The 11669-nt window shown below is 64.6% G+C and carries 10 protein-coding genes; 3 read left to right on the top strand and 7 right to left on the bottom strand.

Annotation, left to right across the window (positions count from 1 at the left end; all coding sequences use genetic code 11):
- Positions 1-3: 3 nt before the first annotated feature.
- The 5 genes from F6B93_RS10440 to F6B93_RS10420 form a co-directional block, all read right to left on the bottom strand.
- A complete protein-coding gene (locus F6B93_RS10440; protein ID WP_211699033.1) occupies positions 4-843 on the bottom strand; it encodes a tetratricopeptide repeat protein in 840 nt (279 codons plus the stop codon).
- 75 nt (positions 844-918) lie between these two features.
- On the bottom strand, positions 919-2862 hold the full coding sequence (locus F6B93_RS10435) for a hypothetical protein (protein ID WP_211699032.1): 1944 nt from the start codon (positions 2860-2862) through the stop codon (positions 919-921).
- 113 nt (positions 2863-2975) lie between these two features.
- Entirely contained in the window at positions 2976-3359 is a 384-nt protein-coding gene (locus tag F6B93_RS10430) for a DUF732 domain-containing protein (RefSeq protein ID WP_211699031.1), read from the bottom strand.
- A gap of 890 nt (positions 3360-4249) precedes the next feature.
- Positions 4250-5530 carry a tyrosine--tRNA ligase gene (tyrS, locus tag F6B93_RS10425; protein ID WP_211699030.1) on the bottom strand — a complete coding sequence of 427 codons (1281 nt, stop codon included), beginning with the start codon at positions 5528-5530 and terminating at the stop codon, positions 4250-4252.
- A 29-nt stretch (positions 5531-5559) separates the two neighbouring features.
- Entirely contained in the window at positions 5560-6183 is a 624-nt protein-coding gene (locus F6B93_RS10420; protein ID WP_211699029.1) for a DNA-3-methyladenine glycosylase, read from the bottom strand.
- A gap of 181 nt (positions 6184-6364) precedes the next feature.
- Between F6B93_RS10420 and F6B93_RS10415 the strand changes: the two genes are divergently transcribed.
- Genes F6B93_RS10415 through F6B93_RS10405 form a run of 3 tightly spaced genes read left to right on the top strand, consistent with a single transcriptional unit; the run spans position 6365 to position 8515 of the window.
- Positions 6365-7129, top strand: coding sequence for an ABC transporter ATP-binding protein (locus F6B93_RS10415; RefSeq protein WP_211699028.1), 765 nt, complete (start codon positions 6365-6367; stop codon positions 7127-7129).
- Complete coding sequence (locus F6B93_RS10410; RefSeq protein WP_211699027.1) at positions 7063-7893, top strand: ABC transporter permease; 831 nt, start codon at positions 7063-7065, stop codon at positions 7891-7893. The genes F6B93_RS10415 and F6B93_RS10410 overlap by 67 nt, the downstream gene beginning before the upstream one ends.
- Before the next feature lies 1 nt (position 7894).
- The gene (locus F6B93_RS10405; protein WP_211699026.1) at positions 7895-8515 is read left to right on the top strand and encodes a TetR/AcrR family transcriptional regulator; all 621 of its coding nucleotides are present in this window, start codon (positions 7895-7897) and stop codon (positions 8513-8515) included.
- On the opposite strand, the gene F6B93_RS10400 is transcribed toward F6B93_RS10405, so the two are convergent.
- Both F6B93_RS10400 and F6B93_RS10395 read right to left on the bottom strand, forming a co-directional pair.
- Positions 8481-8705 carry a Trm112 family protein gene (locus F6B93_RS10400; protein ID WP_211699025.1) on the bottom strand — a complete coding sequence of 75 codons (225 nt, stop codon included), beginning with the start codon at positions 8703-8705 and terminating at the stop codon, positions 8481-8483. The genes F6B93_RS10405 and F6B93_RS10400 overlap by 35 nt on opposite strands.
- A complete protein-coding gene (locus F6B93_RS10395) occupies positions 8698-11664 on the bottom strand; it encodes an acyl-CoA synthetase (protein ID WP_246541122.1) in 2967 nt (988 codons plus the stop codon). The genes F6B93_RS10400 and F6B93_RS10395 overlap by 8 nt, the downstream gene beginning before the upstream one ends.
- Positions 11665-11669: the final 5 nt, after the last annotated feature.

The following is an 11669-nucleotide window of genomic DNA, read 5'->3' as shown; positions in this document are numbered from 1 at the left end:
CACCTAGCCCAACTCATTGACACGGTCTTCGGCGTCCGTGACGCCCTCGATATCGGCGGCCGCTGATCGCAGAAACCAGTGCAGCGCCTCGTCGTCGCGGCCCAACGCCAACAGTGTTTCGGCATAGGCGTAGAAGAGTCGCGCAGCGGTCGCCCCGCTGCGCTTCGGGTCCAGCTGCGGCGTGGACAACACGGTCAACGCCTGTTCGAGCTGCCCGAGATCCGCGCGCGCACCGGCGACAACGATGCGTAACTCGTCGGCGTCGTCACCGTCGAGCTGTGCCGCCTCGGCTCCGCGTGTTAGTTCGATGGCGCGCTGAGGCCGGCCGAGACCGCGTTCGCAATCGGCGATTAGGGCAAGCAACTCGGACTTGCTGCCCATTCTTCGGGCGGCACGCAATTCAGCTAAGGCTTGTGCCCAGTCGCCGCAATGGTAGGCAGCGATCCCGACGGCTTCGCGAACCGCGGCGATCCGGCTGGACCGAGCCCGGGCCGCGCGCGCATGACTCAGTGCAGCTTCCGGGTCGTCGGCCAGCAGATCGCCGGCAACCACGAGGTGACGCGCCACCGCTTCGGCGGTGGTTCGGTCGAGCGTGGTTAGTTCGCGCCGGATCTCGGGCGCGAGTTGCTTGGCCTCCACATGAGGTGGAATTGCCGGCTCGTCCTGGGGCGAACGATCGTCGCGATCGCCGGCGGCGGAAGCAGCTTGGGGCTTCGTTTTTCGCGCACGGCCCGGAGCCGACCGGGCACCATCGCGATCGCGCCGTTGTCCACGGCGTGGCGCGTCGCCCGAGGCCGTCCGGGGTCGGCGCTGATCGCCTCCATCGTGCCTGTCGTCGACCACGCGCTAGAGGTTACGGGCGCATCGGGCCGGCTCACAATTGACTCCTACGACCGCCGTGATTGCGCTCTCGAGTGGCTATGTCTTGCGAAGCAGTCCGGTGATCGCCGCGAGCAGGAGAGCCGCCAGACCCCATGCGGTGAACTTGAGCATCGGCAAACCGAGCGTGAGCGCACGAGTGGCGTCAGGTGCCACCACCCAATCCGATTCGATGACCCCACCGGCCGCCGGCAAAATCGTGTTCACGGCAAATGCGAACGAGGTCATGCAGGGATATGCCCGCAAGGTTTTGATGTTCTCAGCTTTGGCGAGATCCGACAGTTTTTCGCAGGGCGTCTCGGCCGTGATAGGGGGCGCACGGTCCCCCATCTGGTGTTGTATCGCCGCGACCACCTCGTGGGCAGGAAGGATGTCTTCCCGATTGGTAGCTACTAGCCGCCACCCTGCCACCACAACGAGCAGCAGCCACAGTGCGGCGATCAACGGGTAGTAGCCGTTGCCCGCCAGCAATAGGTAGGCCCTACGGACCAACTTGGTCGGCCAAGGGGATTGCTTGGTCGTCTTGTTCGCTGCCGCGAACCGGAGATGGCGCGCGGCTGCCGGACCACCGTTGCGCTCGTACACGTCGGCCAGCTCATACCACGGCTGCACGGGCGCACGGCCTTTCTGCTCGCGTCGCGGAGGCTGAGTGCTCGACGGCGACTTGGCGTTGAGCCACTTTTTGGCGATGCGCCAGTCGTACCGAAGTGGTCCGTGAATATCGCCGAGGGTCCACCCAGTGGCGACTACGGGCGGCGGATCCTTGGAGGCGGTTACCAGATCCTCGATGACGGCCCGGTTCAACACGATTGGCCCCTGGACCGATTCGGGCGCCAGCGTCAACACACCGAGCTTTGCCTTTTTGAGATTGAGGGCGACGCCGTTCGGGTTGTAGAGGTTGGCACCGCTGAGCCTGAAGTCGCCGTTGATGCGGGCACCCATGGCGTTGATTTCTCCGCGGGCTTCAAAACCGTCCCCGGCGAGCAGGTTGTCGGCGATCTCGGCGCCGCTGAGGCTCAGCGCACAGTCGTTCGGGTTGTTGAGTGTGGCGCCGCTGAGGTAGAGCTGGCCTTTGATCGTGGCTGCCCAGGCGAGGAATTGTCCGTTGGCTTCAAATCCGTCCCCGGCATAGACGCTGCTGCCGATCTCGGCGCCAAAGAGGTTCAGGGAGCAGCCGTTGGGGTTGGTGACGGTGGCGCCGCTGAGGCGGAGGGGGCCCTTGATCGTCGCATCCCAGGCGCGGATTTCTCCGTTGGCTTCAAACGCCTCCCCGGCAAACACGCTGCTGCCGATCTCGGCGCCGTTGAGGATGAGGGCGCAGCCGTTGGGGTTGGTGAGCGTGGCGCCACGAAGGTCGAGTTGGCCCTTGATGGCAGCCTGCAAAGCGCTGATTTCGCCGTTGGCTTGAAAGCCGCCGGCGGCGACCAAATTGCCGCCGATCTCTGCGATGTCGAGGTTAAGGGCACAGCCCTCGGGGTTGTTGAGAGTGGCGCCGCTGACGTCGAGATCGCCTTGGATCTTAGCCCCCGAGGCGCGGATTTCTCCGGCTGCTTCAAACCCGTCTCCGGCGAACATTGATCCCGTAATCTCGGACCGCACCATGTCAATGCCGGGCAGATGAGTGCCGCGGAGATTCAGATCGAGAATCGTCGCCCCGGTAATGCACAGCGTCTCGTCGAGCAGGCACTGGATCAGGTACAGGGGATGGCGAAACACCACGTGGTTCAAGTCCAGCGCCCCTATGATTCGTGCACCCCGAATGCGCAGCCCGCCGCTGTCGACGACAAGGTCAGCGCAGGTAAGAACCGCGCGCAAGGCGGCAGCGGGGACCCGCCGATCGGGGCTCCAGGTCGCCCCATCCGCAGGTTCTAGGTCTTCTCCCGGAGCCAAGTCCACACACTGCCCAGACGCGGCGGCCCCTTTCAGCCGCGCGATCCAGTCCTCGCAGCTGACCAACAACCCAGGGACGCTTGACCTGGTCATCGGGTTAATCGTAGCGCGGAAATCAGCCATTGACGCGGCCCGCTGCGGCCCAGGATGACTGGTGCGGGCAACCCGACTGCCTGCAGCCAGCGCGGGCAGTTCGAAGGTGAGTTTTAGGCCTGTAGTCGGTCAGGCAGCAGCGGCGCGATTATCGCGGGGCAATACGTCGCTATCGCGACGATGGTGAACGCTTCCGCCGCGTCGCGCCCTATGCCGATGCGTTCAGCCATGGCCGTCGTCACGGACTCGAACGTCCCGCCCGGCTCCACCGCCATCGGACAGACGGACCGGCCCAACGTCATCGTGGTTACCGGTTGACTGTACGAGATACCGGCGTTGTCCAGCGCCGCCAGAAAAGCATTACCCATCAAATCGGCCTGGATCGGTGCTGCGCAGCTCCCGGCCGCACCAAACACCCCAACAATCAGCCCCAAAAGGGCTGTCACCTGGCGGCCTGCTCGCCAGGTCCGCTTCGGCTCGGCTAGATGTGCACTCATCGCCCAGTTCTCACCTGTCCGTTACTGCACTTGCGCCACTGGAATCTCCGGGACAACAGTGCTGTACATGAGTCACATGCACAACACAGTGAGGTCAAGGTTTGCACACTAACGCGTTTTGCGGCGGGTCCGACCGCGCGGCCGGCACTAGTGCCAGCGGAATCGAGCGGCCCGGTTCCCAGCCTGGTGTTTCAGCACGTCGAGGGGCGACAGTTCTTCCCGTGTCCTCCGATCGGAGGACAACGCCATCATGCGGCTGGAGGAACCGGATTTCCACCCGCCCAACAACTGGTCGTGGGATACCCGGTGGCTCCAAACGATCCAACAATGGGTCTCGGCGCGGAAATCGACCGGAAAGGCTTCCGGCGGTCCACGCCAACAACGACGAGTGAGCCAGACACTCCCGGACATTCGTCGCCAAGCCTCGGCGGGGATCTCATCGCCTCCCAATCCCCCAAGTTTGAGATCCCCGCCGGATCACAACAAAATAGTGAACGAGCAGCCAGCTAGCGAGCTCAGCCCACACTCGAGCTCAGTCCACACTGGTGTCACGTTTTCTAAATGCTGTGCTGCCAAACCGAGATCATTCGCGCGGCCCCGAACGGCGGCGACATAGCCCGACGCACGCCAGTGTGAGTGCGCGCAACTTCTGTCAATGATCTCGATCGCCAGCGGGGGTCTTAGCGCGCCCTATCCCACCCACCCACGCGCTAAGATCCCCGCTGGATCTTCCTTCCTTGCACACGGCATCAGCCCGCCAAGTGCGCCCCACCACGTAGCGACGCTCGACGGTGGATCCGCCCGGGGCAAAGGCAATCCGCAACCATCCGGGGTTCACTATCGGTCAGGCCGGCCTACGGTGACCATCCCGGTGGGCGCCGAGCCCCCTTTCAGTTCCTCTCGATCCCGGCAATATTTCGCTTGCCGCGACGCAACACCAACCAACGACCGTGCAGAAAGTCCGAGGCCTGTGGAGACCACGCGTCGCTGTCGACGCGAATGTTGTTGACCGACACCCCGCCTTCGCCGATCGTGCGGCGCGCGGCACCCTTGCTGGCTGACAAGCCAGTGGCCACCAGCAGGTCGACTATGCCGTCCGGAGTGCCCGGTTTGAGTTCGGCGACGGCGGTTTCGCGCAACGCCGCGGCGAGCGTCGCCTCGTCGAGGCGGGTCAGCTCGCCCTGGCCGAAAAGCGCCCGGCTGGCGTGTTCAACGGCTTCGGTGGCTGCGTCGCCATGCACTAGGACAGTGAGTTCTCGAGCTAGCCGACGTTGAGCAGCGCGTTGTTGCGGACGCTCGGCCGTTACCTGCTCCAGCTCGGCCAGCTCGTCGGCCGGCAGAAAAGTGAACCACCGCAAATAACGAATCACATCCGCATCAGCGGTGTTAACGAAGTACTGGTACCAGGCGTAGGGGCTGGTCATCTGTGGGTCCAGCCACAAACTGCCGCCCCCGGTGGACTTGCCGAACTTGGTGCCGTCGGTGGCGGTCACCAGCGGAACCGTGAGCGCGTGCACTGCAGCACCGAGCTTCTGACGCACCAGGCGGACCCCGGCGATGATGTTGCCCCACTGATCCGAGCCGCCAATCTGCAGCACGCACCCGTGGCGCCGGCGCAGTTCGACGTAATCGTTGGCCTGCAGCAGCATGTAGCTGAATTCTGTGTAGGAGATCCCTTCGCCCTCGAGCCGCCGCCGGATGGTGTCGCGATCCAGCATTACGTTGACTGAGAAATGCTTGCCGACATCACGCAAGAACTCGATCACCGACATGGACCGCGTCCACTCGAGATTATTTTCGATAATCCCGCCCGTCGGCGAATCATCGAACTCGACAAACAGTTCCAGCTGCCCGCGAATCCGCTCGGTCCAGTCGGCGACGGTGTCCACGTCGTTAAGACTGCGTTCGCCGACCTCACGCGGGTCACCGATCATGCCGGTGGCCCCGCCGGCGAGAACGATGGGGCGATGGCCGCCGCGTTGGAAGCGCCGCAGAGCCAACAACGGAACCAAGTTTCCGGCATGCAGGCTTGGTGCGGTGGGGTCGAACCCGGCATAGACCGTCATCGGCCCGCGCTGCAATTCGGCGCCCAACGCTTCGAGGTCCGTGGACTGTGCAATCAATTCACGCCAGCTCAGCTCGTCGAGGACCCCCGGAGAATGTGCGCCCATGCCTGGCAATCCTTCCAGGGTCATCCTGGCTAGTCGCTGTCGCCCGGGGCCGGCGCTCGCGGGCTTCGCCGATACGCCGATACCTCCGGACGACCCGCCAGCCACAACCGCCACGGCCGGTCGGCCGCTTTGCTGACACCGACCCGCGGACCCGATATCGCAGCACTGCCTTCGGGTCGGCCCGGTTGGAGGCCCAGTGATACCGGACTATCCTCGGCGAAGAGGTCAATGCCGTTGTCGTCCATGGTAATTCCAAGCGCGGAACAAAGGTTTCCGGGGCCGCGCGCGAGCGCCACGGGCCGGACCGCGGCGCCGCGTCGGCACTGCGCAGTAGCAACGCCGTCAACGATGGCGCACGCTCTCAGTAGAACGGCGGCCGCAGTGCCCTCGGGGCCGCACGCGACATTGGCACAGACATGGATCCCATGACTGCGGTAGGTGTAAAGCCGGCCAGGCGGACCGAACATGACGGCGTTGCGCCCGTTGAGGCCGCGATACGAGTGTGCCGCGGCGTCGGGCCAGGGACCGTCGGGGACTCCGCCATACGCCTCGACCTCGACGACGATCGCGGTCACCCCGCGGGCGGCGATGGTGGCGCCCAAGAGGCTATGCGCCGCCTCGACCGGGTCGACCCCCATTTCCTCCGCGCTCACCAGACAGATTGTGCACCCCCCGCGAGTCGAGTGAGCGGAACGAACGGCAGTGAGTGACGGGAACGAGACGACCCATCAAACCCGGGAGTCGAGTGACCCCAGCCAAGCAAGCACGAACGGCAGTGAGTGACGGGACCAGCCCGAACTTGACAACTGAGTGGCAGAAGCGGATATTCATCCTATGATGAGTTCATCGTGCGATGAATTACTGGTGACGCACACCGAGCCGGCCGTCAGCATCGCAAATCTGCGGGTCATTCGCGGCAAGCATCCGGCGCTGAATGACATCTCACTGCGCATTGCCCGCGGCACCATTACCGGCCTCTTGGGCCCGTCCGGCTGCGGCAAGACCACGCTGATGCGCTGCATCGTCGGCACCCAGATCGTGGCGTCGGGCGAGGTGACCGTACTCGGCGAATCGGCGGGTTCGGCCCCGCTGCGCCGACGTGTCGGCTATATGCCGCAGGACCCGACCATCTACAACGACCTCAGGACCATCGACAACGTGCGTTACATCGCGTCGTTGTATGGCTTCGACGGCCACGCCGCCGACGCTGCCCTCGAGCGGGTCGGGCTAACAGATCACGCGTTGGTTTATTGCGGCAACCTTTCCGGCGGCCAACGCGCCAGGGTGTCGCTCGCGTGCGCGTTGGTCTGCAAACCTGCGCTCTTGGTTCTCGACGAACCCACCGTCGGCCTCGATCCGGTGCTCCGAGTCGATCTGTGGGAGCAGTTCACCGACCTCGCCCGCAGCGGGACCACGCTGCTGGTATCGAGCCACGTGATGGACGAGGCAGACCATTGCGGTGATCTGGTGCTGATGCGCGATGGCCATCTCGTTGCCCATACCACGCCGACCCAACTACGAAAGGACACCGGATGCACGTCACTGGAGGAGGCGTTTCTGTCCATCATCCGCCGCAACACCGAGCTCCGAGCGGGGTAGGGCTCCATGGGCAACTAAAGCCCTACACAGCCACCACAGCGCGAATCCTGCGCCAGCTGGCCGCCGATCACCGCAGCATCGCGATGATCCTGCTGGTGCCGGTGCTGGTGATAACTCTGATGTACTTCATGTTCGAGAATGCCCCGCACCGTCCAGGCACGCCGACGCCGTTCAACAACGCCTGCCTGATCATCCTGGGTCTCTTCCCGCTCTTCATCATGTTCATCATCACGTCGATAACAATGCAGCGCGAGCGAGCCTCGGGAACGCTGGAGCGCATCCTGACCACGCCGCTGCGCCGGCTCGACCTCTTGCTCGGCTACGGAACTGCGTTCTCGATCGCGGCGGCAGCGCAAGCGGTCGTGGCCACCGTCGTGTCGTTTTGGTTCTTGGGCTTCACCACCGCCGGCAGCCCGGTGTGGGTGTTGGTGATCGCGATCGTCAACGCGGTCCTGGGGGTCGGCCTGGGATTGTTGTGTAGCGCGTTCGCCCGCACGGAGTTTCAGGCAGTACAGTTCATACCCCTGGTCATGGTGCCGCAGCTGTTGTTGGCCGGCATCATCGTGCCCCGAGCGGTGCTGCCTACCTGGCTGGAGTGGGTCAGCAACGCGATGCCGGCCAGCTACGCGCTGGAGGCATTGCAGCAAGTATCGGCGCATCCCGAGCTGACCTACATCGCGGTTCGCGATATCGTCGTCGTCTTGGCCTTCGCGATTGCGTCGCTGTGCTTGGCGGCTGCGACGCTGCGGCGACGGACGCCGTAGCGTGGCGAACCCCAACGGACGCAGACGGCCCGGGCGGCCCGCGGGCAGTTCCGAAACCAAGGAAAAAATCCTGTTGAGCGCACGAGAGTTATTTGCGAACAACGGATTCGATCGGACCTCGATACGCGCGGTGGCCTCGGCCGCCGGAGTGGATGCCGCGTTGGTGCATCACTATTTCGGTACCAAGCACCAGCTGTTCACCGCTGCAATCCACATTCCTATCGATCCGATGGACGTGCTGGTGCCCATGAGGGAAACCCCTGTCGATCAATTGGGGCGACTGCTGCCGACCATTCTGCTGCCACTATGGGATTCGGAACTGGGCGCCGGTCTCATTGCAACGGTGCGGTCATTGATCGCGGGTTCCGAGGTGAGTCTGGCACGGTCCTTCCTCGAGGAGGTGATCACCCCGGAAGTTGGTGCCCGTGTGGACACCCCGCCGGGGACCGGCACGATCCGAGCCCAGTTCGTTGAGTCACAGCTCATGGGCGTCGTCATGGCGCGCTACATCGTCAAGGTCGAGCCGTTCGCCTCGCTCCCGGCCGAGCACATCGCAGTGACCATCGCACCCACCCTGCAGCGCTACCTCACCGGGGATCTGCCGGACGTCCTTGTGCCATGAGCCGGGCGTGCTCGTCCTCGTCGACGTCACGGGCCTCGTCGACCAGCAGGACCGGAATTCCGTCTTCGACTCGGTAGGCACGCCGCAGTCGCGGGTTGTAAAGCTGTTGGGTCCGGCCCTCCACTGCTAGCACCAGCGGACCCCGATCGGCCGGGCACACCAGAATGCTGGCCAGGAATTCGTCAAGCATCGGCGCGTCGAGGCTTGCCGCTCAGTTCGGCGCGTGCGGCCGGTGTCAGCCGACGGAATTCGCTAGTGCCGGCGTCGAAGTACCACGCCTGCCGGCCCGCCTTCGGAATCCCGGCCGCCCTCAACCCACCAACGGTCGGGCGGTAGGTCGCACTCAGCGTCAGTTTCGGTACCACGTGGACAATGTCGGGGCCCTGCCCGACTGGCATGCTCGCCACTGCTTCGGTCAAGTCTGCCGCTGTGATGGTGGCTCCCGGCAGTAAGGTCACTGCGGCCACCGCGACCTGCCGGTCTTTTCCGGAAACACCGTAGGTCACCGCGAGATCCACCCCGGTAACCAGGCCCAGCGCGTCGTCGACCGGATCCGCATAGACCATTCCCCGAGCGGTGCGGACCTCGGAACCACGCCGGCCCGCCAGCCAGTAATCCCCGTCCTGGTCACGCCAAAACAGGTACTCAGTGGATATCCAGGTGTCGGCGGGAGCGAAGACGCCGCGTTTGACCGAGGCCGTCGGATCGATCGGACCCCGGGACTGCGCGAGCAAGACGCCAATCTGATTGACGTCGGCGACCTGAACGAAGCCGCGGTCGTTCTCCAGGATCAGGTCGTGTTCGGCATCGTAGGCGCCAAGCTCGACGCGTCCCGCACCGGGCAGCGGACGGCCCTTGCTACCGACCTTTGCGCCGGACACATTGGCCAGCACCGCCTGTCCATCCGTCGTGGCAAAGAACTCGACCACGTTGGCCGGCGCGAACGCGTCAACGACCCGCTCCCACAACCGCGTCGGCATACCCGAGCCGATGAACAGCCGTACCGGATGGTTACCGTGCAGCGCAAACGCCGGATCGTCAACGACCTCAGCGAGCATCGCCCAGGTGTACGAGACCACCGTGACCCCGTACTGCCGCACTTCGGCGACGAATCGGTCCGGTCGCAGACCGCGAGACAGCGCGATGCGGGTTCCTCCTGCGACCGCGCCGCCCAGACTCACCAGCAGTGCGGAGTCGTGGTGCAACGGCGTCAAGCAATACATGGTGTCGCGGCGGTCCAGCGACGCCGTGGAGGCGGTTCCGAAGGCCGACACCGCCCAGCGATAGTTGGTGATCTGCTTAGCGACCAGCTCGCCGCCGGCGACATTGAAGGCGATGAACGCGAGATCCCGAGCCAATCCCGGGTTGGGCCGGTACCACGCCGGCAATTCAACGGCGTCCGGGTCGATCTTTTCCATGTCGATGACATCTGCATCGGCCGGCAGGTCCAGATCGCGGGACTCACCGCCACCCAGCACCAGAATCTGCCCCGGCAACTGCCGTGCCGCATCGAGGTTGGTGGGATCGGTCATGATCTCGGTGGCACGACCGAGCCGGACTGCGGCGGCCAGATCCACGTCGGGCCGCATCACCACAGCGACCGCACCCAGCCGAGACAAGGCGGCGATGGCGACAAGCGCACTCGGGCGCGTCTCCATCAGCACACCGACGCGGTCGCCCTGCCGGACCCCGACTTCGATCAGGCCGCAGACGACATTGTTGATACGCCGGTTCACCGCCTCGTAGGTGTGCACGCGACCGTCGAAGAGCAGGAATTCGCCGCGCGGGGCGTCGCGCGCCTGTTCGTCGATGACACTGCCCAGCGAGATGCGCGTGTGGTCGTTGAGCTGTCCCAACCGAGCCAGGCGCGGCAGGGTCCGGACCGTCTCCACGGCCAAAGTGCGCACCGATCGGTTGGCGGTGACGACCGCGTCGGCCGCGCCCCGAGCCACCGCCAGTGCCGCCTCAGACACCTCCCCTATGCCATGCGCCAGACGAGAGCTAAAAGCCACACCACTATCGGTGTGTTCAGCCGGCTGATCGGCCATCAGGTCGATGCTTTCCGGCTTGTCGCCGCCGCTGGACACCCAGCGCACCCAGTCTGCGACAGTCGGCCAGCTCTGCTGCGCCGCCCTTGACCCCACGACGAGACCGAAATGGCCTGTCCGGATAAGACATTCGTACACCTCGGCGTTGGGCGCGGCCCGTCGAATACCGCGCACCGACGCCGGCTGGCCGATGTCGTCCACTTCACCGACGAACGCCAGTATCGGGCAAGTGATATCGGTCAACGTCACCATCTGGCCGCTGATGGCGAAGCCACCGGTCATCATTCGGTTATGGGCAATGAACTGCTTGAGCAATTCGGAGATCGCTGGACCCGACCATGCGATCCATCCTTCAGACTCAAGGAATCTGCGCTGTTGTTCCCGCGGCAGCAGGGCCTCACGGTCATGCAGCTGTCGCACGAAGTCGAGGCGGGCCTTGGCGGTCTTGAGCGGGTCCATCATCTGAAAACCCATGCGGGCCATCCAGCTTGGGATGTCCAATCGGTTGAAAACGTGATCGGCCATGAAATCGGCGACTGCGGCGCCCATGTTCGCCGGGATGCCCATGGGCAATGCGGCCAACGTGTCCACCGGGGAGCCGAACGCCATAACACTGGCAATGTCCTTGGACCGCCGGTATGCCGCGGCCTGGTAGCAGAACATGCCACCCTGCGAATACCCGACAATGTGCACGTCGTGACCGGTGGCGTCCTTGACCGTGTCGATGGCCTGACTGAGTGCGACGATGTGGTCGGCCAGGTTGCGGCGCATACCGCCCTCGACCTCGTCGGGAGAGCCGAAATCGATGACCCAGGGATCTAGGCCATGAGCGTGCAGGATGCCCACCGCGCCGTCCTCGCGGGTGACGTCCCACATGTCGGCCGACATCATCATCGGATGCACCATGATCACCGGCGGGCCGACCGGCGGCTGTCCCGGGCGGTTGTCCGGTGGAAAGTACCGTCGAAGTTTGTACATCGGTACGCTCTCCACGATCTGCGACGGCGAGGGGACGCTGCCCGTTTCCAGGCCCCCTAATCGCAGAACTTCCAAACCGTTCTGGGCCGTGGCCACCAGACGCTCGACCGGTCGCGTCACCATCGAAA

It is taken from the genome of Mycobacterium spongiae, from assembly GCF_018278905.1.
Classification (GTDB): Bacteria; Actinomycetota; Actinomycetes; order Mycobacteriales; family Mycobacteriaceae; genus Mycobacterium; species Mycobacterium spongiae.
This window is presented reverse-complemented; position numbering and strand designations above follow the sequence as displayed.

What these genes read in the sequence shown, in the direction of transcription:
- F6B93_RS10435 (WP_211699032.1), bottom strand. Translation starts at nt 2,862, where the DNA reads ATGACCAGGTCAAGCGTCCCTGGGTTGTTGGTCAGCTGCGAGGACTGG.
- F6B93_RS10430 (WP_211699031.1), bottom strand. Translation starts at nt 3,359, where the DNA reads ATGAGTGCACATCTAGCCGAGCCGAAGCGGACCTGGCGAGCAGGCCGC.
- tyrS (WP_211699030.1), bottom strand. Translation starts at nt 5,530, where the DNA reads ATGGGCGCACATTCTCCGGGGGTCCTCGACGAGCTGAGCTGGCGTGAA.
- F6B93_RS10415 (WP_211699028.1), top strand. Translation starts at nt 6,365, where the DNA reads ATGATGAGTTCATCGTGCGATGAATTACTGGTGACGCACACCGAGCCG.
- F6B93_RS10410 (WP_211699027.1), top strand. Translation starts at nt 7,063, where the DNA reads ATGCACGTCACTGGAGGAGGCGTTTCTGTCCATCATCCGCCGCAACAC.
- F6B93_RS10400 (WP_211699025.1), bottom strand. Translation starts at nt 8,705, where the DNA reads ATGCTTGACGAATTCCTGGCCAGCATTCTGGTGTGCCCGGCCGATCGG.
- F6B93_RS10395 (WP_246541122.1), bottom strand. Translation starts at nt 11,664, where the DNA reads ATGGTGACGCGACCGGTCGAGCGTCTGGTGGCCACGGCCCAGAACGGT.